At 72.6% G+C, this 20,779-nt stretch carries 23 protein-coding genes and 1 tRNA gene; 10 read left to right on the top strand and 14 right to left on the bottom strand.

What is annotated here, in order from left to right; genetic code table 11:
- Positions 1-4 precede the first annotated feature (4 nt).
- Positions 5-79: transfer RNA gene (locus tag E1265_RS08300), tRNA-Gly, on the top strand.
- A gap of 13 nt (positions 80-92) precedes the next feature.
- Here the strand turns inward: E1265_RS08300 and E1265_RS08295 are convergent.
- Positions 93-1,007 (bottom strand): NAD-dependent epimerase, encoded by a 915-nt coding sequence (locus E1265_RS08295; RefSeq protein WP_132929595.1) that lies wholly within the window; start codon positions 1,005-1,007, stop codon positions 93-95.
- Between the two features lie 127 nt (positions 1,008-1,134).
- On the opposite strand from E1265_RS08295, the gene E1265_RS08290 reads away from it, so the two are divergent.
- On the top strand, positions 1,135-2,109 hold the full coding sequence (locus E1265_RS08290; RefSeq protein ID WP_132929594.1) for a helix-turn-helix domain-containing protein: 975 nt from the start codon (positions 1,135-1,137) through the stop codon (positions 2,107-2,109).
- 20 nt (positions 2,110-2,129) lie between these two features.
- Positions 2,130-2,900 carry a class I SAM-dependent methyltransferase gene (locus tag E1265_RS08285; protein WP_132929593.1) on the top strand — a complete coding sequence of 257 codons (771 nt, stop codon included), beginning with the start codon at positions 2,130-2,132 and terminating at the stop codon, positions 2,898-2,900.
- Positions 2,901-2,909: 9 nt separating this feature from the next.
- On the opposite strand, the gene E1265_RS08280 is transcribed toward E1265_RS08285, so the two are convergent.
- The 8 genes from E1265_RS08280 to E1265_RS08245 form a co-directional block, all read right to left on the bottom strand.
- Positions 2,910-3,236 (bottom strand): DNA-binding protein, encoded by a 327-nt coding sequence (locus E1265_RS08280; RefSeq protein WP_243740618.1) that lies wholly within the window; start codon positions 3,234-3,236, stop codon positions 2,910-2,912.
- A gap of 62 nt (positions 3,237-3,298) precedes the next feature.
- Positions 3,299-3,580 carry a hypothetical protein gene (locus E1265_RS08275; RefSeq protein WP_207931002.1) on the bottom strand — a complete coding sequence of 94 codons (282 nt, stop codon included), beginning with the start codon at positions 3,578-3,580 and terminating at the stop codon, positions 3,299-3,301.
- Between the two features lie 47 nt (positions 3,581-3,627).
- Positions 3,628-4,401, bottom strand: a complete 774-nt coding sequence (locus tag E1265_RS08270) for an SDR family oxidoreductase (protein WP_132929592.1) — start codon at positions 4,399-4,401, stop codon at positions 3,628-3,630.
- Between the two features lie 9 nt (positions 4,402-4,410).
- Positions 4,411-5,400: a BtrH N-terminal domain-containing protein gene (locus E1265_RS08265; protein ID WP_132929591.1), complete on the bottom strand. Its 990-nt coding sequence runs from the start codon at positions 5,398-5,400 to the stop codon at positions 4,411-4,413.
- A complete protein-coding gene (locus E1265_RS08260) occupies positions 5,397-6,203 on the bottom strand; it encodes a MerR family transcriptional regulator (protein WP_132929590.1) in 807 nt (268 codons plus the stop codon). The genes E1265_RS08265 and E1265_RS08260 overlap by 4 nt, the downstream gene beginning before the upstream one ends.
- Before the next feature lie 83 nt (positions 6,204-6,286).
- A complete protein-coding gene (locus E1265_RS08255; protein WP_132929589.1) occupies positions 6,287-7,132 on the bottom strand; it encodes an NAD(P)H-binding protein in 846 nt (281 codons plus the stop codon).
- A gap of 34 nt (positions 7,133-7,166) precedes the next feature.
- Positions 7,167-8,372 carry an MFS transporter gene (locus E1265_RS08250; RefSeq protein WP_132929588.1) on the bottom strand — a complete coding sequence of 402 codons (1,206 nt, stop codon included), beginning with the start codon at positions 8,370-8,372 and terminating at the stop codon, positions 7,167-7,169.
- Positions 8,372-9,340, bottom strand: coding sequence for an NAD(P)/FAD-dependent oxidoreductase (locus E1265_RS08245; RefSeq protein ID WP_243740617.1), 969 nt, complete (start codon positions 9,338-9,340; stop codon positions 8,372-8,374). The genes E1265_RS08250 and E1265_RS08245 overlap by 1 nt, the downstream gene beginning before the upstream one ends.
- 124 nt (positions 9,341-9,464) lie before the next feature.
- Here E1265_RS08245 and E1265_RS08240 point away from each other — a divergent pair, with 124 nt between their 5' ends.
- Positions 9,465-10,043: an XRE family transcriptional regulator gene (locus tag E1265_RS08240; protein ID WP_132929586.1), complete on the top strand. Its 579-nt coding sequence runs from the start codon at positions 9,465-9,467 to the stop codon at positions 10,041-10,043.
- A 112-nt stretch (positions 10,044-10,155) separates the two neighbouring features.
- On the opposite strand, the gene E1265_RS08235 is transcribed toward E1265_RS08240, so the two are convergent.
- Positions 10,156-10,848, bottom strand: a complete 693-nt coding sequence (locus E1265_RS08235) for an NADPH-dependent F420 reductase (RefSeq protein WP_132929585.1) — start codon at positions 10,846-10,848, stop codon at positions 10,156-10,158.
- 120 nt (positions 10,849-10,968) lie between these two features.
- Here E1265_RS08235 and E1265_RS08230 point away from each other — a divergent pair, with 120 nt between their 5' ends.
- Positions 10,969-12,210: an MFS transporter gene (locus E1265_RS08230; RefSeq protein ID WP_132929584.1), complete on the top strand. Its 1,242-nt coding sequence runs from the start codon at positions 10,969-10,971 to the stop codon at positions 12,208-12,210.
- A gap of 23 nt (positions 12,211-12,233) precedes the next feature.
- On the opposite strand, the gene E1265_RS08225 is transcribed toward E1265_RS08230, so the two are convergent.
- Positions 12,234-12,716 carry a hypothetical protein gene (locus tag E1265_RS08225; RefSeq protein WP_132929583.1) on the bottom strand — a complete coding sequence of 161 codons (483 nt, stop codon included), beginning with the start codon at positions 12,714-12,716 and terminating at the stop codon, positions 12,234-12,236.
- Between the two features lie 15 nt (positions 12,717-12,731).
- Complete coding sequence (locus E1265_RS08220) at positions 12,732-13,220, bottom strand: YbhB/YbcL family Raf kinase inhibitor-like protein (RefSeq protein ID WP_243740616.1); 489 nt, start codon at positions 13,218-13,220, stop codon at positions 12,732-12,734.
- A 205-nt stretch (positions 13,221-13,425) separates the two neighbouring features.
- On the opposite strand from E1265_RS08220, the gene E1265_RS08215 reads away from it, so the two are divergent.
- The 3 genes from E1265_RS08215 (at position 13,426) to purM (ending at position 16,964) form a co-directional block, all read left to right on the top strand.
- Complete coding sequence (locus E1265_RS08215) at positions 13,426-14,175, top strand: sterol carrier family protein (RefSeq protein ID WP_132929582.1); 750 nt, start codon at positions 13,426-13,428, stop codon at positions 14,173-14,175.
- A 102-nt stretch (positions 14,176-14,277) separates the two neighbouring features.
- Positions 14,278-15,843, top strand: a complete 1,566-nt coding sequence (gene purF, locus E1265_RS08210; protein ID WP_132929581.1) for an amidophosphoribosyltransferase — start codon at positions 14,278-14,280, stop codon at positions 15,841-15,843.
- 41 nt (positions 15,844-15,884) lie between these two features.
- On the top strand, positions 15,885-16,964 hold the full coding sequence (gene purM / locus E1265_RS08205; RefSeq protein WP_132929580.1) for a phosphoribosylformylglycinamidine cyclo-ligase: 1,080 nt from the start codon (positions 15,885-15,887) through the stop codon (positions 16,962-16,964).
- 147 nt (positions 16,965-17,111) lie between these two features.
- On the opposite strand, the gene E1265_RS08200 is transcribed toward purM, so the two are convergent.
- Positions 17,112-17,387, bottom strand: a complete 276-nt coding sequence (locus E1265_RS08200; protein ID WP_132929579.1) for a DUF3073 domain-containing protein — start codon at positions 17,385-17,387, stop codon at positions 17,112-17,114.
- A gap of 263 nt (positions 17,388-17,650) precedes the next feature.
- Positions 17,651-18,679: a Glu/Leu/Phe/Val dehydrogenase dimerization domain-containing protein gene (locus tag E1265_RS08195; RefSeq protein WP_243740621.1), complete on the bottom strand. Its 1,029-nt coding sequence runs from the start codon at positions 18,677-18,679 to the stop codon at positions 17,651-17,653.
- A gap of 324 nt (positions 18,680-19,003) precedes the next feature.
- Between E1265_RS08195 and E1265_RS08190 the strand changes: the two genes are divergently transcribed.
- On the top strand, positions 19,004-19,849 hold the full coding sequence (locus tag E1265_RS08190; RefSeq protein ID WP_243740615.1) for a hypothetical protein: 846 nt from the start codon (positions 19,004-19,006) through the stop codon (positions 19,847-19,849).
- 405 nt (positions 19,850-20,254) lie between these two features.
- Positions 20,255-20,461: a developmental transcriptional regulator BldC gene (bldC, locus tag E1265_RS08185; protein ID WP_132929576.1), complete on the top strand. Its 207-nt coding sequence runs from the start codon at positions 20,255-20,257 to the stop codon at positions 20,459-20,461.
- The last annotated feature ends 318 nt before the right edge of the window (positions 20,462-20,779 follow it).

Raw genomic sequence — 20,779 nt, 5'->3', positions numbered from 1 at the left:
CCGCGCGGGTGTAGTTCAGTAGCAGAACACCCCCTTTCCAAGGGGGAGGCGCAGTGTGCGATTCCTGTCACCCGCTCCAGAGTTCCCTCCGGTCAGGCCAGCACCTCGCTCAACACCTCGTCGAGCGGGGTCGTCTTCACGCCCAGCGTCTCCTCGACCCTCGACGCGTCGATGACGAACGGCCGGTGCGACATGTACGCCGTCTCCTCGAGTTCGCCCCAGATCGGGTCCGTGTAGCCGAGCAGCGCCAGCTCCCGGTCGGTCATCGTCGCCAGCCGTGGCTCCGGCGCCCCCGCCAGCTCGGCGAGCCGGCCGGCCACCTCCCGCAGTGCGACGTTGATCGCCGGCGCGTGCCACGGCCGCCCGAAGGAGCGGTCGTCCCGCGCCACCGCCACCAGCGCCCTGGCCACGTCGCCGATCGCGGCGTAACCGTGCGGCGTGTCCGGTTCCTGCGGAGTGAGGGCCAGCCGCCCGGCGAGCACCTGCGGCTGCACGGTGAGCGAGAACATCGACAGCACGCCGGCGCCGAGGAACTGGCCGGCCCGCACCTCCGTCGCCCGCACCCGGCCCGCCGCGTGCGCCTCGGCCGCCTCCTCCCACATCCGTGCGCGCACCCGCCCCTTGGGGCCGGTGGCGGCCAGCGGGTGCTCCTCGGTGACGGGCCCGTTCACCGGGCCGTAGCCGTACAAGTTGCCGAGCATCACGTAGTCAGCGCCGCTCCGCTCGGCCGCCGCGAGGATCGCCCGGAAGAGCGGCGGCACCGTGGTCGGCCAGGTGTGATACGGCGGCATGGCGCAGTTGAGGACGGTGGCGGCGCCCTCGGCGAGCGCCGCGAGCCGGTCCGCGTTGGCCGGGTCACCCGCGTCGAGCGCGATCCGCTCGATCAGCGGGTGCTCGGGGCCGCCGCCGCTCCTGGTGACGATCCGCACCCGATCCCCGTCGTCCGCGAACAGCCGCGCCGCGATGCCGGCGCCGGCGCCGGCCCCCACGATGACCCGTAGCGACATGGTTTCTCCCCATCATCAGGCGCCCCACCCCGGGAACATCGGGTTCCCGGCGGGCGCTGTCCCACTGTGCGGGCCGCGCCATCGCGTCGGCAGGGCCCCGATCGCCAAGCCTCCGGAGGATCCGGCCATGCGACGTATCGCCTTCCTCGTCGTGCCACCCGTCTTCGCGTACGACCTGTCCATCACCCAGATGCTGCTCGGCGCGGCCGAGGTGGACGGCCGCCCGGCGTACCGCGTCACGACGCACACCGCCCGGCCGGGCCGGGTCGAGGCCGTCGGCGGCCCCGACGTGCTCATCCCGGACGACCTGGCGGGTCTTGACGGGCTGACCGCCGCCGACACGGTCATCGTCGTCGGCGGCGGGGCCCGCGAGGACGTCGACCCGGCCGTGCTCGACGCGGTGCGGCGGTCCGCCGACGCCGGGCGGCGCACCGCCGGGATCTGCACCGGCGCCTTCGTGCTCGGCCACGCCGGGCTGCTCGACGGGCGGCGCGCGACCACCCACTGGGGGCTCACCGACCAGCTCGCGCGCCGATTTCCCGCGGTGACCGTCGAGCCCCACGCGCTCCACGTCGCGGACGGCCCGATCCTGACCTCGGCCGGCGCGGCCGCCGCCATCGAGCTGTGTCTGCACATCATCCGCACCGACCACGGCTCGGCGGTGGCCGCCGCGGCCGGCCAGCTCGCCGTCGTCGGCCCGCCGCGCCCCGGCGACCAGCCGCAGATCGTCGAGACGCCGCTGCCGCCCGTCTCCGTCGAGAAACGCTCGCTGGCCGACACCCGTGCCTGGGCGCTGCGCCGCCTCGACCGCCCGCTCACCCTGGCCGACCTGGCCGCCCACGCGGGCGTGAGCACCCGCACCCTCACCCGCCGCTTCCACGCCGAGACCGGCCTCAGCCCGCTGCGCTGGCTGCTCCACCAACGCGTTGACCGCGCCCGGCAGTTGCTGGAGACCACCGACCTGCCGATGGACCGCGTCGCCCACCACAGCGGCCTCGGCTCCGCCGACTCGCTGCGGCAGCACCTGGTGCGGGCGCTCGGCGTCACCCCCAGCGCGTATCGCGCCGCCGCGCGCGAAACCCGGGTGACGGTGGGTCGTTGAGGCCTCTAGCCTGTCGCTCCATGACTGATCTGACCCGTCCGACCGACCACGTGGAACGTAACCGTCGCTACTGGGACGAGACGGCGGCCGGCTACCACGGCCCGCTGGCCCGCGATCACTGGGCGCAGCCGGAGCCCTGCTGGGGCCTGTGGGCCACCCCCGAGTCCGAGGTGAACGTGCTGCCGCCCGACCTCGCCGGCGCCCACGTCATCGAGCTCGGCTGCGGCACGGCGTACGTCTCCGCCTGGCTGGCCCGCGCCGGCGCGCACCCCGTCGGCGTCGACGTCTCCGAGGCCCAGCTGGCCACCGCCCGCGCCATGCAGGCCGAGTTCGGCCTCGACTTCCCGCTGGTCCTCGGCAGCGCCGAAAAAGTCCCCTACCCCGACGGCTCGTTCGACCTGGCCATCAGCGAGTTCGGCGCCTCGCTCTGGTGCGACCCGCACCGCTGGATACCCGAGGCCGCCCGCCTGCTGCGCCCCGGTGGCCGGCTCGTCTTCTCGCGGTACGCGCCGCTCTACGCCCTGACCGTCTCCCCGGCCGGCAGCGCCACGACCACCCTGCACCGCCCGCACTTCGGCGGCCTCGGCCGCGTCGACTGGGGCGACCGCGTCGAGTTCATCTCCTCCCACGGCGAGGTGCTGCGGACGCTGCGCGCCAGCGGCTTCACGGTCGACGACCTGATCGAGATCCAGGCCCCGGCGCCGTCCCACCGCGAGTTCGACGAGGTGTCGTCGGAGTGGGCGCACCGCTGGCCGAGCGAGGAGATCTGGAAGGCGACGCTGACGGGCTGAGTCGGCGCGTCACACGGTGATCAGGCGAACGCGCCGACCGCACAGTCGAGCCATGTCGTCACCATCCGAGGTGAGCAGCGAGACGGGCGGCGACTGCCGAAGCGCCATCTCGGCCACCATGGCGTCGATGGCGTATTTGTGGCCGTGCAGACCGGCTTCCTGAAGGAGGGCCGCCGCAGCGCGTGCCGAGTCCTTGGTGACATCGTGCACGCGCATGCGCGAGAGCACCCAGCTCATGCGTGGCCGGGAGACGCCCTTGTGTTGGACCTCGATGATCGTCGCGGCGGAGATGGCGAGGCCACGATCGTCGGCCAGCGCGGCGTCGACGAGGAGCATGGTCTTGCGGTCCCCGGTGAGGTAGCCGGAAAGCCCGGCCGAATCGAGGACGAGAGTCCCCGTCACGCGGCGGTAGCGCCGGAGGCGTCGGCTTCTCCGGTGAGCGCCGCCCGCGCCCACGCGCGCTCCTCGTCGGTGAACCGACCGTGCTCTCGCTGGTACGCCTCGAGATCCTGGGCGATCAGCTCGCTCCGCAGCCGGTGCTCGACCGCCTCGGCGATGTACGCGGAGAACTCACGCCGCCCCGTGATGTCCCGGATGGCCGCGGCTGTTCCCTCGGGAAGCGAGAGGCTGACCCGCACCGACGGGCCCTCGCCCACGGCCGGCTGGTCCTTACTCAACATGCGGCATAGTTTATCAAAGCAAGTGTGAATCTGCCTCTCGGTCTCGCTCACCGCAACGTGATCACGTTGCCCGTGACGAGCCACGCGTCGTCCGACACCAGGAACGCGATGGTCCTGGCCACCTCGGCCGGTTCCGCGACGTGGAAGTGGGTGGTGCTGGACGCGACGAACGCGCGGACCTCGTCGGTGATCCAGCCGGTGTCGGTCACCGGTGGGTGCACCACGTTGGCGGTGATGCCGAGTTCGGCCAGTTCGGCGGCGGCCGACATCGTGTAGTCGGTCTGGGCGGCCTTGGCCGCGCCGTACGAGACCTCGCGCGGGAAGCCGAGATCGCCACCGGACGTCAGCCCCACGATCCGGCCCCAGCGCGCGCCGCGTGCCCGGTGCCGCCTGGCTAGCTCGCCGATCAGGAGCGCGGGGGCACGCGCGTCCACCGCGAACTGCCGGGCCCAGGTCTCGGCCGAGACCGGCCGCAACGCACGCCCGAACCGGTCGGTCTCCTCCGGCGTGAAGGTGTCCTGGACCCACCCCGAGGCGTTGTTGATCAAGATGTCGACCGGCCCGAGCCGCTCCTCGGCGACGTCGAAGATCGCCGCCGGGACGTCCGGCTCGCCGAGGTCGGCCTCGAAGGCCGCCGCCCGCCCGCCGACCCGGCGGATCTCCTCGGCGACGGCCTCCCCGTCGCCGGTACCCGGCACCCGGAGGTAGGTGACGAGCACGGCCGCGCCACGTGCGGCCAACTCGCGGGCCGTCGCGGCCCCGATCCCGTGGTTGGCGCCCGTCACGATGGCGACGTGGCCCCGGAGCGATCCGTCTGGCATACCGAGTTCCTAGCAGGCCAGGGTGCTCAGCGCGCGCATGGCCTCGCGTTCCACGCGGGCGAGATCGTCGAGGACGTCGCCTGCCCGTTCGAGGCGCCGCGCGTCGCCCGTCTCGCCGGCCTCGGCGATCAGGGACGCGACCTCCGTCCACCGGGTGGCGGCCTCGCGGTAGAGCCGATGGCCGGTGCGCAGGTGGTCGTCGTCGAGCAGTTGGACGCACTCGGCGAGGAAGTCGCGGTAGAGGTTGCGGAACAGGGCGCCGCCGGTGCCGGCCCGCTCCATCAGGCGGGCGGCCTGCGGCAGGTCCCGCCCCGGGTCCTCCGCGCGTTGGAGCCAGGTGCGGACCAGCCGGCCGGCCTTCGCGACGCCCCGGTGGCCGAGGTTGGCGATGGGCGGGTTGAGGAAGGCGTCGGCGCAGGCGGTGATGGCGGGAACGATCCGGTCCCGCGGGGCGGGCAGGTCGCGCGGGGCGGTGAGCGTGAAGGACCGGTGCCTGGCGGTCATCGGGCCGCGCGCGGCCCTGGCCCGGGCCAGGCTGGTCAGGCTGGTGGCGACCGCTCCGCCCTGCTGGTCGGTGTCGACCAGGTGGGCGTCGCGCTCGTCGTAGCCGTACATGGCGACGACATGACCGCCGAAGTGCGCCTTCGACGTGAAGTAGTCCAGGTAGTGGCTGTCGAGCTGGAGTCCGACGGGGCGGCCGGCGTCGATCGGGGCCGCCACGTTCTCCCAGGCCCTGCGCGGCGAGGCGGTCTCCTTGACCAGGAGGTCGAGACCGAGCCTGGCGGCCAGGTTCCTGGTGAGCTCGAACGGCCTCACCCGTCCCCCGAGGAAGGGGAAGTCCATGTTCTTGCCGTCCCAGTAGACGAACGACAGGCCGGAGCCGAGGCCGAAGAGCATGGGCTCCGACAGGTCGAGCCCCTGGTGCCGCAGCAGCACCCCCAGGGCCGTCGTCTCGCAGTGCTGCCCGCCGCGGGCGTCGACGCCAGGCACCTCGGTCACGCGCCACGCTCCTTGACCGGGATGACCAGCCGGGTCATGAGCTCCTCCCGCGGCGCCTCCGCGGGGCCGACGAGACAGGCCTCGCGCGCGGGCGCCAGCGGGCGCAGCCCGCGCTCGTGGATGGCGGCGAAGAGCGCGTTGTAGGCCAGGGGAAGCTGGGCGTAGGGCCCGACGTGCACGGTCTCGGCGACGGGTCCGCCGGGCAGCACCTCGGACTTCAGGCCGATCGCCGCTCCGCCGTGCGGTGTCTCCGCCCCGACGGCGATCTCCATCCGCTCCTCCAGATCCAGCGGGTACAGCGCCCACAGCGGCGGCCGCCACGCGATCCTCGCCTCGCCGAGCGCGGGCAGCAGCCGGCCCACGCACTCCCCGAACCGCTGCCCGATCTCCGCGGGGGAGCAGACCGCTCGCACCACCGCGAGACGGCGCTCAGGCTCCCTGCCCATCGTCACCTCGTAGCCCGGCAGGCCGCCGTCCGCCAGCCGCTCCAGCATCGCGAGCCGTGCCCGGTCCCTGCTGATCCGTTCGGCCAGCCGGTCCCGCTCGGCACGCAGGACGCGGGCCCTGTGCTCGGGCTCGGCGGCCAGGGCCTCGGCGATGACGGCCAGAGGTAGGTCCATCTCGCGGAGCAGCGCGATGCTCAGGGCGTCACGCGCCTGCTCGGGCGCGTAGTAGCGGTAGCCGGAGCCGGGGTCCACGTGGACCGGGGCCAGCAGCCCCGTCTCGTCGTAGTGCCGCAGCTGCTTGACGCTGAGCCGGCACAGGCGGGCGAAGCGCCCGATGGTGAGCAGTTCGTCGTGCACGGCCTCATGGTGGACCCTCCCACGGTGGGAGAGTCCAGCGCTCCGCGAGAGGATGACGAGCCGGAGGTCGTCCTGACCACGACTCAGGTCACCAGGGGGGCGAACGCCGCCGCGTTCTCCTCCGCCCACTGGCGGAAGGTGCGGCCGGGGGTCCCGGTGATCTCGGGGACCGTGTCGCGGACGGCCAGCAGTTGCTCGTTCGCGTCGCCGCCCATCAGGTCGAGCACCGCGTCGGCGACCTCCGCGCCGAGGAACACGCGCATCTCCGCGTGCGCCGTCTCCCGATCGATCGCCTGCCAGGGGACGTCCCGACCCGTCACCGCCGCGATCGTCTCGACCTGCTCCCGGGCCGTGACGCGGGCCGGCCCGGTCAGGGCGTAGGTCCGGCCGAGATGGCCGGGCTCCGTCAGGGCCGCGCCGGCCACGGAGGCGATGTCGGCGGGGTGGATGGTCGGCAGGCCGACGTCCGGGTACGGCAGGCGGACCGTGCCGCCGGCGCGGATCGTGTCGGCCCACCACAGCGCGTTGGACGCGAACTGCGTCGGCCGCAGCACCGTCCACGCCATGCCGCTGTCCCGCAACGCCCGCTCAACCGCCGCGTTGGCGGCGGCCTGCGGCAGGTGGGGGTGGGTCACCACGGTGATGGACGAGACCAGCACCACGCGCTCAACGCCGGCCTCCCGCGCCGCCGCCAGCACCTCGGCGTCGGCGCCGAGACCCGACGGCAGGAACAGCGAACGCACGCCGTTCAGCGCGTACTTCAGGGAGTCGGCCGCCGCGAGGTCGCCCGCGACGGCCGCCACTCCGGCCGGGAGGGCGGCCCGCGCCGGGTCCCGGGTGAGGGCCCGCAGCGGGCTCACGCCCGCCGGGGCGAGTTGGCGCACGAGTGCGCTTCCGATGTTGCCGGTCGCGCCGGTCACGAGGATCATGCGGCCGACGCTAGAAACTCAACAGGCCTTGAGGTCAAATCGCCGGCGTGTGTCGTGCCCGGTCGAGGAGTACGAGGGGCACGGCGACCGCGGCGAGCCCGGCCCCGATCAGGGGGACCGAGGTGAGCGCATCCCCCTGGGTGAGGGAGACGGCCGCGAGGACGGGGGTGATGCTGATGCCCAGTTGGAACGCCGACACGGTGGTGGCGCCGGCGAGGGCGGGCGCATCGGCCGCGATCGCGAAGACGCGTCCATAGAGAGCGGGGTTCAGTACGAACGCCGCGATACCCGAGAGGAAGACCGTGGGCACCACCACCCACACCTCGTGGATCCCGGCGACCAGGACGACCGACAGGACCACGGTCGCTGACGCGCCGGTGAGAAGCGCGAGATGAGGACGCTGGTCGGAGACGCGGCCGCCGACGGACAGACCGACGAAGGCGCCGACCCCGAAGAGCGCGAGGACCGCCGGGATCCAGGCGGCGGGGATGGCGGTGATGTCTTCGAGCATGGCCGCCAGGTAGTTGAAGGTGATCATGTACGCCGCGGTGGTCAGGATCGTGACCGCGTAGATGCCCCACAGCGCCGGTTCCCGCATCGTGGCGAGCTCCCTCGACACGCTCGGCCTGGCCGTCGGGGTGGTGCTCGGATCGGCGGCGGGGAGCCCGAGGAGGCAACCGATCATCCCCGCTACCGTCAGCGCCGCGACGGCCCAGAAGCCGCCGCGCCAGTCGGTGAAGTGGCTGAGCAGCGTGCCCGCCGGGCCGCCCGCGACCATGGCCACGCTGAGACCACTGACCACGACGCCCGAAGCTCGGGCGTTGCGGTCCGGCGTCACCAGGCTGATCGCGGTCACCGACGCGACAGCGAAGAAGCCCGCGTAGGCGATGCCCAGGATCACCCTGGTGACCAGCAGGACCTGGTAGGTGCCCAGCAGCCCGACGACGATGCTGGCGGCGAAGACGCCCTGGGTCGCCACCAGCGCGGTGCGGCGAGGCCAGTGGAGACTGAGCACCGCGAACGGTGGCCCGCCGATCACGACACCCAGCGCGAACGCGGTGATCAGGAACCCGGCAGAGGAGAGGGTGACGTCCAGGTCGTCGGCCGCCGCCGGCAGCACGCCGGCCATCAGGAACTCGGCGCTTCCCATGGCGAACAGGCTGAAGCTCAACAGGTACACGCCAGCAGGCAGCCTGTCGAAGCGGCCGGCGCGGGATGTTTCCGTGGTGGCGCCGGCCATCAGAGCCCACCCTCGGCGTCGAGCCCTTCACGAGAGACGGCGGCGGTCAGCTCCCGTTCGAGCAGCCAGGCGGTCATGCTGAGGGCGGCCGTCGAGCCCGCGCCCGCGGCGGCGATGACCTGGGCGCGCGGATTGACCACGTTGCCGGCCGCCCAGAGCCCGGGGACGTTCGTGGCGCCCTGGAAATCGACGGCGACTAGTCCACTCACCGGGTCCCTGCCCGCGCCGAGCGCGCTCAGCACCGCGTCATGGGGTACTGGGCGAGGGGCCACGAAGACGACCTCACACGTGACCGTCTCGCCGTTTTCGAGCTCGATCGCGACCGGGTTCCCGCCCGCGGTGTCGGCACTCGTGGTGACCCGTGCGACGCGCCCGTCGACCAGGCGCACACCGTACGCGGTGAGACGCAGTCGTTCGGCGGCGCTGACGTCGACGCCGTTGACGCAGAACGTCACCGACGGGCTGTAACGGCGCGTCAGCGCGGCCAGATGGGTCGACACCGCCCCCATCGCGCTGCCGATCACGGCGATGGCGTGCCCTCGCACCTCGTAGCCGTGGCAGTGGGGGCAGTGGTGCACCTCGGATGCCCACCGCTCCGCCAGACCAGGAATGTCGGGTAGTTCGTCGGTCAGCCCGGTCGCGACCAGCACCGAGCGAGCGCGCACGGTTCGGGCGTCGTCGAGTCGCAGCTCGAACCTGCCGTCCGGGGTGCGTCGAGCGTCGGTCACCGACGTCCGCACCAGCGTCCCATCGTAACGGGTGAACTCCTCCTGCCCGGTCGCCACGAACTCCCTCGGGGCCATGCCGTCCCGGGTCAGGTACCCGTGCATGTGGTCGGCGGGCCCGTTCCGGGGCGCACCGCCGTCGACGACCAGCGTCGCGAACCGCGCCCTCGCCAGCACGACCCCGGCCGACAGGCCGGCGGCCCCGCCGCCGATGACGACGGCGTCCCACAGCACTTCCGACACCGACCCACTCGTGGACCGCGTTGTTGTGTCCATTTGGATCACCTCCACCGAGAGGATCGGGACACCCGAGCGGTATCGACAAACACCCTTGCCGGTTCCGGGACGCATTGGTTGACTGCGTCCCATGGACGAGCAACCGAGCGTCGGAGCCGTGATCGAGCAGATCGCCCCTCGGCTGCGGCGTGCCCGTGAGAAGAAGGGCGTCAGCCTGGCTGACCTCGCACGAGCCACCGGTATCTCGACCAGCACGCTGTCCCGGCTGGAATCCGCCCAGCGCAAGCCGAGCCTCGAACTCCTCCTGCCGATCACCGCGGCGCTGGGCATCCCCCTCGACGAGATCGTCGCCGCACCCCGGATACTCGACCCCCGGGTGCCACAGCACCCCACCAGAAAGGACGGCCGCGTGCTGATCCCGCTGTCGCGCCAGCAGGGGGAACCACGCGCCTACAAGATGACCATCCCGGCGCACGACGAACAGCCCCATCTGCGGACCCACGCGGGCTACGAATGGCTCTACGTGCTCCGTGGACAACTCCGCGTCCGCCTTGGCGAGCGCGACTTCGTCATGACGGCTGGCGAAGCGGCCGAGTTCGACTGCCATGTTCCGCACTGGTTCGGCGCCGCCGGCCGGGGCAGCGTCGACGTGCTCAGCCTCTTCGGGAAACAGGGCGAACGCATCCACCTCCGCACCCCGCGACGCTGATCCGGAATCCATACGTCGGTGGAGCAGCGGCGCGGGCGAGGACCGCCGGCAGCCCGCCGGCGGCCCACTCGCGGAGCAGGCCCGGCCTGCGCCCGACCAGCCGCGGCCCGCCCTACCGCCCGGCCGCCGCCAGGGCGTCCCGTACCTTCTCGGCCGGCGCCGTCGTGCCGGGGTCCGTCGCCAGGCCCGCGATGCCGACGCTCGGGTCGGCCATGTACGGCGCCCCGTACGCGGGCGTGCCCGGCTCGAAGCGCCAGCTGTCGGCCAGCGTGCCGGCGTCCACCGCGTCCCAGCCGAGCCGGTCGAGCAGGCGCGTCGCCTCCTCCCTCGCCGCCGGGTCGTCGCCGGCGATCGGCAGCGCGCTCCGGTCCGAGGCGCCCGACGGGCGGGCGTAGTTGAGGAGGTGCGCCCAGTAGATGTTGTTGAACGCCTTGACCAGCCGCGCGCCCGCCAGGTGCCGCTGCACCAGCTCGCTGCTGGTCGCCGCGCCCGAGTCGAGCTCGGGGAAGACTCCGTCGCGCTGCGGGTAGTAGTTCAGCGTCTCAAGCACCAGCTTCCCGGCCAGCGGCTCCACCGGCACGTCCGGGTACGCCCTGAGCGGGATGGCCACCACCACGATGTCCCCGTCCTGCGCCGCCTCGTCCGTCGTCCCGGCGCGCGCCCGGTCGCCGAGCTCCTGGACGAGCCCGACCAGCGTCTCAGGCCCGCGCGAGTTGCTGACCACCACGTCGAGGCCGGCCGCGATCGCGAGCCGCGCCACGGTGCCGCCGATGTTCCCACTACCGATGAGTCCGAGTGTCGTCATGCCGGTCACAACACCGAGCGGCCACCGCGCGTTCCCGAAACCGGCCGGCTTCAGCCGGACAGCGGCCCGCCGCGGGAAAACGGGGGGCGTCCGTGGCCGGCCGGGGCATAAACTCCCGCCGTGTCGGAGGCCAGCGCGCGGCAGCGCCCGTTGTGGCGTCACCGGAACTTCTCCATCTTCTGGGCGGCGCAGACGCTCTCCGTCGTCGGGGACTCGTTCGCGCTGATCGCGCTGCCGCTGCTGGTGCTGCACGCCACCGGATCCGTCGCGCAGATGGGCCTGTTGACGGCCGTCGCCGGCGCGGCCTCGCTGGTGGCCGGGGTCTTCGCGGGGGTGGTGGCCGACCGGTTCGACCGCCGCAAGCTGCTCATCGGCTGCGACCTCGCGCGCCTGGTGCTGTACGCGCTGATCCCGCTGGCTTGGGCGTTCGGCCCCGAGGTCTGGCTGCTCTATGTGGTGCTGCCGCTCGGCGAGGCCGTCGGCATGCTCTTCATGGTCACCTATGTGACCGTCGTCCGCGGCCTGGTCGGCACCGAGCGGCTGACGGAGGCCAACGGCCGGCTCAACGCGACGGCCGCCGCGGCCGGGGTGATCGGGCCGCTGTGCGCGGGCGTGGTGGCGGCGCGGTTCGGGCCGGCCGCGGCGGTCGGCGTGGACGCGGCGAGCTTCGGGGTGTCGGCGGTGTGCCTGAGCCTCGTGCGGTTCGGCGGCCCGGACACCGCCGGCGAACGGCGCGGGCTGTGGCGTGACCTGTTCGCCGGGGTCGCGTTCCTGCGCCGACACCCGGTGCTGCGCGCGCTGACCGTCCTGCTGACCCTCTTCAGCTTCCTCCAACTCGGCCTCAACGACCTGGTGATCTACCACCTCAAGCACGACCTCGGGCAGGGCGACGGCACCGTCGGCACGGTATTCGGGATCGGCGCCCTCGGCACCGTCACCGGCGCGCTGCTGGTGGCCGCGGTTCGCCGCAGGTTCGGCTTCGGCCCCACCTGGATCAGCACCGTCGTGATCGGCGGGGTGGCCGTGGCCGGCATGGGGCTGGCCGACTCGGTCGCCGGGGTCGCGGTCTGCGTCGCGCTGTTCCTCGGCTCGGTCAGCATGGCCGGCACCTGCTCGATGTCCCTGCGGCAGGAGGTGACCCCCGAGCACCTGCTGGGGCGCGTGACCTCCGCGTTCTGGACGCTGCACTACTCGGCCGCGCCGCTCGGCGCCGCCGTGCTCACCTGGGCCGCGCAGCACCGCGGCACCACGCCCGTGGCGCTGGCCGCGGGCATCGGCTTCGTGGGGATCGCCGCGCTGGCGCTCTGCACCCCGGTCAGGAACCCCCGCCCCGAGCGGCTGCCGTACCGCTACGCGGACTGAGGGGGCCGACCCCCATCCGTCCGCTACGTCGACTCGTAGCGGGTACCGAGGTCGGGGCGGTCGGCGCCCTTGAGCTCGGTGACCAGGTGGTGGGTGACCGCCAGGTCGTGCAGGAGGCCGCGGGTGCGGTCGACCGGGAGGTTGGCCGTGCGGGCGATCTCCGGGGCGTGGACGCCCTCGCCGCCGTGCCGGCGCTCGGCCTCCGTCAGGGCCTCGAAGACCCTGGCGTGGTCGGGGCCGTAGCCGGGGCGACCGCGGCCGCCGTAGGTGCGGCCCGGCGGCGGCAGCGGCGGCTGGGAGGCGCGGCGCTGCTCGGCGCGCTCCTCGGCCAGCTCGCGTTGCTTGCCCCGGTGGGGCAGCTGGGCCTCCTTGCCCACGCGCGGGCTGCCGCGCTGCTTGGAGGCTCCGGTCGTCGACTTGCGGGCACTGGGCAGGTCGCCGGCCAACTGGGCGTCGCGCGCCGCCCGCCGGCGCTGGACCTCGTTGCCCTCCATCTTCTTGCTCATGTCATCCGTCACCACCTACCGCTGGTAGAGGCCGGTCAGCGTGGATTCGGCGAGCCGCTCGTCGTCCAGCGCCCGGTGCACCTCGGAGGCCGAGGCGTGGTCCGGGATCGGGATGTGGAACGGCAGCGCGTACAGCCGGAACCGGTAGCGGTGCGCCGCGTCGCCGACCGGCGGGCGCGGGCCGTCCCAGCCGTGGTCGCCCATGGTGTTGGCGTGCGCCTTGCCGCCCGCCGGCAGCTCGCCCTCCGTGACCCCGCGGGTGCCCGGATCGATGTCCGTGACCAGCCAGTGCACGAACGTGCCCGAGGGCGCGTCCGGGTCCTCGCACAGCAGCGCCAGCTCCTGGGTGCCGGCCGGGGGCCTGCTCCAGCTCAGCGGCGGCGACACGTTGCCGCCGTCGGCCGAGAATCTGGGCGGAATGGTCTCCCGGTCGTCGAACGCGGGGCTCCGCAGGTGGAAGCCGTCCTGGGCGGGGTTCTCGTAGGTGTCCTCCATACCAGTCATGGGGCCGAGGTACCCGGGATCCACGGAGGCATTCAGCTCATAACAGTATGAATCGGCGCCGAGCGGGCTACCGCGGCAGCGGCACCAACCGGCGTCGGGCCCGGGACCGGCGACCGCCTCGTCGATCCGGCCTCGACATCCTGACCGCGCGTCGGAGGCGTTATGGGTGGGACGCCGCCCGTCCCACCGTCGTAAGCTCCCTGACATGTCTGGTGCAGTCCGACGCAAGCCCCGCGCCTACCATCCCGATCGGGTCCGCGACGCGCTGCTCGCGCAGGTCGAGTTCGTACGGTCGGCCGTGCGGGAGCTGCCGGCCGAGCGGCAGGCCGAGCTCGCCACGCTGCTCGGGCACCTCGCCCGGCAGATCGACGCGCTGCCCAAGCTGCTCGCCGAGCCCGCGCCCGCGGCCGCACGCGCCCAGGTCGACGTCACCGACTGGGTCGCCGCCACCGTGCACGAGGAGCGGGACACCGCGGACGCCGACGTGATCAGCGCGGCCGCCGAGGAGATGGAGGCCGTGGTGGACACGGGCGTCCGCGAGGACGTGCTGATCCCGCACCACCTGGGCGCCATGCGCGCCGTGGACTTCACCGTCACCCGCATCGTCGAGCTCACCCTGCACAGCGACGACCTGACCCGCGCCACGGCGCGCCCCGTGCGGCTCGACCGGGGCGCGCTCGCCATCACCACCCGGGTGCTCGCCGACGCGCTCGCGGCCAAGGCGCCGGGCGCCTCCACCGAGGTCAGGATCCCGCCGTTCGCCGCCGTCCAGTGCCTGGCCGGGCCCCGGCACACCCGCGGCACCCCGCCCAACGTGGTGGAGACCGACCCGGTGACCTGGCTGCGGCTCGCCACCGGGCGGGTCAGCTGGGACGCGGCCACCAACAGCGGCCGGCTGCGGGCCAGCGGCGAGCGGGCCGCGGCGCTCGCCAGGGAACTGCCCGTGCTCGGCTGATCGCAACCCGTTGTCCATCCCGTCCCACACGCGTTCCGTATGGGGCATGTCTCACAATCGCGGGGTTCTCGCGCCCCCGGGATCCTGGCCTAGACTCGACGTGTGCGTGGTGATGGACGACTCAGCCACGACCTTGACCCCGGAGAACGAGGCCCGAGGGACGCCTGCGGCGTCTTCGGCGTCTGGGCCCCGGGCGAGGAGGTCGCCAAGCTCACCTACTTCGGCCTTTACGCATTGCAGCACCGCGGGCAGGAGTCCGCGGGCATCGCGGTGAGCGACGGCTCCAAGATCCTGGTCTTCAAGGACATGGGCCTGGTCTCCCAGGTCTTCGACGAGACCTCCCTCTCTTCCCTCCCGGGCCATATCGCCGTGGGCCACACCCGGTACTCGACCACCGGGGCCCCGACCTGGGAGAACGCCCAGCCGACCTTCCGTGCCACCGGGCACGGCTCGATCGCGCTCGGCCACAACGGCAACCTGGTCAACACCGCGGAGCTCGCCGAGCTGGTGGCCGAGCTCCCCGACGACCGCGGGCCGCGCCACCGCGTGGCCGTCACCAACGACACCGACCTGGTCACGGCGCTGCTCGCCGGCCAGCGGGCCGAGGACGGCACGCCGCTGACCGTGGAGCAGGCGGCGCCGCTCGTCCTGCCCAGGGTCTCGGGCGCCTACAGCTTCGTCTTCATGGACGAGGGCACCCTCTACGCGGCCCGCGACCCGCAGGGCTTCCGGCCGCTGGTGCTCGGCCGCCTCGAGCGTGGCTGGGTGGTCGCCTCGGAGACCGCGGCGCTGGACATCGTGGGCGCCTCGGTGGTCCGGGAGATCGAGCCGGGCGAGCTGATCGCGATCGACGAGAGCGGGCTCCGCGCATCGCGATTCGCGGAAGCGAAGCCTCGCGGCTGTGTTTTCGAGTACGTGTACCTGGCGCGCCCCGACACGGACATCGCCGGGCGGAACGTCTACCTCTCCCGGGTCGAGATGGGCCGCCGGCTCGCCGCGGAGGCCCCGGTCGACGCCGACCTGGTGATATCGACGCCGGAGTCCGGCACCCCGGCGGCCATCGGGTACGCCGAGGCGAGCGGCATTCCCTACGGTTCGGGCCTGGTCAAGAACTCCTACGTCGGCCGCACCTTCATCCAGCCCAGCCAGACCATCAGACAGCTGGGCATCAGGCTGAAGCTGAACCCGCTGAAGGAGGTCATCCGCGGCAAGCGCCTGGTCGTCGTCGACGACTCCATCGTCCGCGGCAACACCCAGCGGGCCCTGGTCAGGATGCTCCGCGAGGCCGGCGCCGCCGAGGTCCACGTGCGGATCAGCTCGCCGCCGATCAAGTGGCCCTGCTTCTTCGGCATCGACTTCGCCACCCGCGCCGAGCTCATCGCCAACGGCCTGACGGTCGAGGAGATCGGCACCTCGCTCGGCGCCGACTCGCTGGCCTACATCTCGCTCGACGCGATGGTCGAGGCCACCACGATCGCCAAGCCCGACCTGTGCCGCGCCTGCTTCGACGGCGTCTACCCCATGGAGCTGCCCGACCCGGCGCTGCTCGGCAAGGACGTGCTCGAGCAGCCGGCCGACGCCGACCGGGAGCGTGCGGAGCGCGAGCGGCTCACGCTTCCGCTGCTGGCGACAGGGCCCGGCGCGAGCGACGCCCTGCGCCGCCCGTAAGCGGGGCGCACGCCCCACCACCCAGCAGTCAGAGAGATCCGATGACAGAGAACGCGTCCGGTGTCAGTGGTGTCAGCTACGCGGCGGCGGGAGTCGACATCGAGGCCGGCGAGACGGCCGTCGAGCTGATGCGCGCCTGGGTCGCCAAGGCCCAGCGGCCGGAGAGCGTGGGCGCCATCGGCGGTTTCGCCGGCCTCTTCGACGCCTCGGCGCTCAAGAGCTACCGGCGCCCGCTGCTCGCCTCGGCCACCGACGGCGTCGGCACCAAGGTGGCCGTCGCCCAGCGGATGGACGTGCATGACACGATCGGCCGCGACCTGGTCGCCATGGTGGTGGACGACCTGGTGGTCTGCGGCGCCGAGCCGCTGTTCATGACCGACTACGTCTGCGTCGGCAAGGTCTACCCGGAGCGGGTCGCCGCCATCGTCAAGGGCATCGCGGAGGGCTGCGCGCTGGCCGGCTGCGCGCTGGTCGGCGGCGAGACGGCCGAGCACCCGGGGCTGCTCGGGCCCGAGGAGTACGACCTGGCGGGCGCCGGCACCGGCGTCGTCGAGGCGGACGCGCTGTTGGGCGCGGAGCGTGTCAGGGCGGGCGACGTGATCGTCGCGCTCGCCTCCTCCGGCCTTCACTCCAACGGGTACTCGCTGGTGCGGCACGTCTTCTTCGACCTGGCGGGCTGGTCCATCGAGCGGCACGTACCCGAGTTCGGCAGGACGCTGGGCGAGGAGCTGCTCGAGCCGACCAGGATCTACTCGCTCGACTGCCTGGCGCTGGCCCGCGCCACCGAGGTGCACGCGTTCGCCCACATCACGGGCGGTGGCCTGGCGAGCAACGTGGCCCGGGTCATCCCTGACGGTCTGGCCGCCGTGATCGACCGGGGCAGCTGGGCGCCGGCGCCCGTGTTCGACGTGGTCGGCGCGGCCGGCGGGGTGGCGCGCGGCGAGCTGGAGCGCACGCTCAACATGGGCGTCGGGATGGTGGCCGTGGTGCCCCAGGCATCCGCCGACGAGGCGCTGGCCGCGCTCGCGGCGCGGGGCGTGCCGGCCTGGGTGGCCGGCGAGGTCGTGGCCCGGGAGGACGGCGCGGACGCCGCCACGCTCACCGGGGACTACGCGCGGTAACCATGTGCGGGGCCGCAGGCGGCACGACACAACTGAGCCCGGTCCGGCGAAACCGGACCGGGGCGGGGAGCTCGTTCTCCCGGGTGGCTCAGTTGGCTCGATCGCGGGTCGGCGACCGGCCGGCTGACCGGCGGTCGGAGGCGCTGGTCAGGCGCCGCGCCGTTTGGAGGAGGAGTGACCGTTGGTGGACGGCTCGTCGCCGTCCTCCTCGTCCTCCTCGTCGTTGTACATCTCCGCGTACCGTGCGTACAGGTCGTCGTCCAGCTCTTCGTCGTCCTCGACCTGCTCGCCGTTCGTCGGCGCCTGGTCAGGCTTTGATGCACCCAGCTCTTCGGCCAGACGGGAAAGGTCCGTCCGGCCGCTGTTGTACTTCAGCTGGCGGGCGACCTTCGTCTGCTTGGCCTTGGCCCGGCCGCGCCCCATTGGCTCGACCCCCTCAACGACGGGACCCTGCGGCCCCGGAGTGTTGACATCCGTTCATGATTGAGAGCGGGCCCTCGGACGAGCGCCCGATCCATCGGCCTTCAACCGTACCTGCTTCCGCGGGCCTACGGTACGTCGTCCGCAGGACCCGGGTCGCCCGATCGTCGCCCGATGACCCTCTCTTTGCTGGTCAGCGGCGATTTTACCTTCTTTCTCGACACGCCCCGCATGAGGGGGGTGACATGTCTTACGCAAATGGCCGATCAGCGGCCGGCGGCCTGGGCCATTCGGTGCTCGGCCAGCCGGTCGGCCGCCACAGCAGGGGGGACGCCCTCGGCGCTGGCCCGCTCGAAGATCTCCAGGGTGGTCTCGTGGATCAGCGCGGCCTTTGCCTTCGCACGAGCGAAGTCAAAGCCGTGGAGCTCGTCCGCGACCTGGATGACGCCGCCGGAGTTCACCACGTAGTCCGGCGCGTAGAGGATGCCGCGGTCGGCGAGGTCCTTCTCGACGCCCGGGTGGTCGAGTTGGTTGTTGGCCGCGCCGCAGACGATGCCGGCGGTCAGCACCCGCACGGTCCGGTCGTCGAGCGCGCCGCCGAGGGCGCAGGGGGCGTAGATGTCAAGCCCGGGGGTCCGGATCAGGGCATCGACGTCGGCCGCGGTGGTGACCCGCTCGGGGTGGGCGTCGAGGACGCGGCGCACGGCGGCCTGGTCGACGTCGGTGATCACCACCCGGGCGCCGGCCTCGAGCAGGTGGTCGACGAGCAGGTGGCCGACCTTGCCCACGCCGGCCACGCCGACCGTGCGGTCGGCCAGGTCAGGCGAGCCCCAGCGGTACTCGGCCGAGGCCCGCATGCCCTGGAAGACGCCGAACGCGGTGAGCACCGAGGAGTCGCCGGCGCCGCCCTGCTCGGGGGAGCGGCCCGTGGTCCAGCGGCACTCGCGGGCGATCACGTCCATGTCCTGGACGTAGGTGCCGACGTCGCAGGCGGTGACGTAGCGGCCTTCGAGCGAGGCGACGAAGCGGCCGTAGGCGAGCAGCAGTTCCTCGGTCTTCAGGCGGGCCGGATCGCCGATGATCACGGCCTTGCCGCCGCCGTGCGCGAGGCCGGCGAGCGCGTTCTTGTAGCTCATGCCGCGCGAGAGGTTGAGGGCGTCGCGGACGGCGGCCTCAGCGGGGCTCGGGGCACCCGGGTAGGCGTGGAAGCGGGTGCCGCCCAGGGCGGGCCCCAGCGCGGTGGAGTGGACGGCGATGACGGCCCGGAGGCCGGTGGGCCGGTCCTGGCAGAGCAGGACACGCTCGTGGCCGCCCTGCTCGGAGGCGAAGAGGAGTTCGAGGGCGCTGGTCGGCCCGGGCGCTGCGCTGCTGTCGACGCTGACAGCGGGACGTACGTCGGTCACGGTGGTGACTCCTGCGTATCGCGGTCTGGACGCCCTCCGCGGCGGATCTGGCCTGGAGGGCGGTGTTGTGTTCCCGATGAGATGAGACTACGGCCGGCACCGGATGCCGGGTACCGGGGTCTTCCGGTGACTGACACGATCGGGGGGACACGAGCGGGGGGACACGAGCGGGGGTCGACGATGGCTGAGGGCGGCCCCGAGGATGCGGGAGGCAGTGTGCCCAAGGTTCCCTACGCGGCGTATCTCCGGGTCTACGAGCCGCTGGCGGCCTTCCCGGAGCCCGAGCGTTCGCACTGGGCCGGGTACGCGCGGCGTGAGCGGCTGCCCACCGCGCAGGACGAGGTGCGGGCGGCGCTGGCAGCCCTGATCGCGCGGCCGGTCCGGGTGGCGCCGGCGGCGGAGAGCGCGGACGCCTTCGTGGCCACGGTGGACGGGGTCGTCTGCGTGTGCCCGTGGTGGACCAGGCTGCGCTCCTGGCAGGCGCTCGGCGACGTGGGGCACTGGCTGATGCCGCAGGCGGTGGTGGACCTCGCGCTGCCGCCCGGGGCGCGGCGGAGCGCGGCCGAGGAGTACGACCGTTGGCGGGAGCACAATCCGGACGCGCGGCCGTGGATCAGGTCGGCGCTGTGGCACGTCCCGGTCCGCTGGTTCGCGCTGTTCGCGGACGAGGAGCGGATCTTCCGCAAGGCGGGGGACGGCTCGGGGCCAGGCGCCGACGAGCCGGCGCTCGTGTACCGGACGCCGATGGTCCAGGCGCGGCGGCGGGTGGCGCGCGGTCTGCGCACGGTGCGGGAGGCGATGCCCGAGGGGCCGATGGTGGAGGCGCTGACCGATGTGGGACGGTGGCTCGAGGAGTTCCACCCCAGGTCACTTGTCGAACTGGACTACGGCGGATTGATCTATACGATCTCCGAAGACCAGTTGGCGGCTGACCACTCGGTGGCGGAGGTCACCGAGGGGCTGGCCGCGCTCGCCGCGGGGGACGTGGAGCGGGCGACCCGGCTTTACGAGGAGCTCACCGATCGTTGGCTGACGATCCGCGAGCGCCAGTTCGCCAGCTGATCCGCTCCTTAGGTGGGACTAAAGCCCCAAGCGTGATGGATGGCACTGTAAGGAACTCTTGCCTTCAAGTAGTCTCCTCGTGTCAAAATAGGACAACGAGCTCGGCGGGGCTCCTTCCTGGGTGGGCGCGATGGCCGGCCAACACGGGGTGACTGATCGTAGAGATTGGGTAACTGTCCGTTATGGCATGTTCCAGTCGGCTTCCACCAAGGTTGAACACCTGAGAGGGCAATTCCATCGGTTTGGCCGACCAGGCTGGACGGATGGTGTAGTTGTAGTGCCGAGGACAAGCCGTTCGTCCTATAACCGACTCGACCCGCGCCTGTCATTTCGGGCAACGCGGGTCAAGGTGCAGAATTTAGAGGAAAGAACCGTGATGGTTCGGTTCTCCCGAGGAGGCCGCTCATGGCCGCTCGCACCCCTGATGCCGAGCCGCTGCTGACCCCGGCTGAGGTTGCCTCGATGTTCCGCGTGGACCCGAAAACGGTCACACGCTGGGCAAAGGCGGGCAAGCTCACGTCTATCCGCACGCTCGGTGGGCACCGCCGCTACCGCGAAGCGGAGGTGCGCGCACTGCTGGCGGGCATCCCGCAGCAGCGCGGCGAGGCCTGAGCAACAGAGCACGACCCAGGCTTCGGGGCCCCCACCCCGCCTGCTTGGCTTCAGATCGCGCCGGACTCCGCCGAGTCCGGCGCGATTTTCATGCCCGCTCACCGGGGTCGCGAGGACCCCTCCGGATGCCTTCGCAAGGGCGTGCAATTGCACATATTAAATTGGTGGGTTTCTCTGCGGGGTCAGCCGAGCTCAGCGAGCGATCAAGATCCGTGACTCCCGTCACACTTGGGATCCCTTGCCGAGACCGCAGGTCCTGCGGTAGTGCGCCCCCGCCGCGCGGCGGCACCGCCGCGCCCGCGTAGCTCTCTCCTACCC

Origin of the sequence: Streptomyces sp. 8K308, from assembly GCF_004348315.1 — a bacterium.
In the GTDB taxonomy this organism is placed as follows: Bacteria; Actinomycetota; Actinomycetes; order Streptomycetales; family Streptomycetaceae; genus Streptomyces.
The sequence above is the reverse complement of the archived record's forward strand: the minus strand, read 5'-3'. Positions and strand labels throughout refer to the sequence as shown.

Bases quoted from the DNA above. Each gene is read 5' to 3' on its own strand.
- bldC (WP_132929576.1), top strand. From the start codon at position 20,255: ATGGCCGCTCGCACCCCTGATGCCGAGCCGCTGCTGACCCCGGCTGAG.
- E1265_RS08295 (WP_132929595.1), bottom strand. From the start codon at position 1,007: ATGTCGCTACGGGTCATCGTGGGGGCCGGCGCCGGCGCCGGCATCGCG.
- E1265_RS08255 (WP_132929589.1), bottom strand. From the start codon at position 7,132: ATGATCCTCGTGACCGGCGCGACCGGCAACATCGGAAGCGCACTCGTG.
- E1265_RS08235 (WP_132929585.1), bottom strand. From the start codon at position 10,848: ATGACGACACTCGGACTCATCGGTAGTGGGAACATCGGCGGCACCGTG.
- purM (WP_132929580.1), top strand. From the start codon at position 15,885: ATGACAGAGAACGCGTCCGGTGTCAGTGGTGTCAGCTACGCGGCGGCG.
- E1265_RS08290 (WP_132929594.1), top strand. From the start codon at position 1,135: ATGCGACGTATCGCCTTCCTCGTCGTGCCACCCGTCTTCGCGTACGAC.
- E1265_RS08275 (WP_207931002.1), bottom strand. From the start codon at position 3,580: ATGTTGAGTAAGGACCAGCCGGCCGTGGGCGAGGGCCCGTCGGTGCGG.
- E1265_RS08215 (WP_132929582.1), top strand. From the start codon at position 13,426: ATGTCTGGTGCAGTCCGACGCAAGCCCCGCGCCTACCATCCCGATCGG.
- E1265_RS08285 (WP_132929593.1), top strand. From the start codon at position 2,130: ATGACTGATCTGACCCGTCCGACCGACCACGTGGAACGTAACCGTCGC.
- E1265_RS08225 (WP_132929583.1), bottom strand. From the start codon at position 12,716: ATGAGCAAGAAGATGGAGGGCAACGAGGTCCAGCGCCGGCGGGCGGCG.
- E1265_RS08200 (WP_132929579.1), bottom strand. From the start codon at position 17,387: ATGGGGCGCGGCCGGGCCAAGGCCAAGCAGACGAAGGTCGCCCGCCAG.
- E1265_RS08220 (WP_243740616.1), bottom strand. From the start codon at position 13,220: ATGACTGGTATGGAGGACACCTACGAGAACCCCGCCCAGGACGGCTTC.
- E1265_RS08270 (WP_132929592.1), bottom strand. From the start codon at position 4,401: ATGCCAGACGGATCGCTCCGGGGCCACGTCGCCATCGTGACGGGCGCC.
- E1265_RS08280 (WP_243740618.1), bottom strand. From the start codon at position 3,236: ATGCTCCTCGTCGACGCCGCGCTGGCCGACGATCGTGGCCTCGCCATC.
- E1265_RS08240 (WP_132929586.1), top strand. From the start codon at position 9,465: ATGGACGAGCAACCGAGCGTCGGAGCCGTGATCGAGCAGATCGCCCCT.
- E1265_RS08250 (WP_132929588.1), bottom strand. From the start codon at position 8,372: ATGGCCGGCGCCACCACGGAAACATCCCGCGCCGGCCGCTTCGACAGG.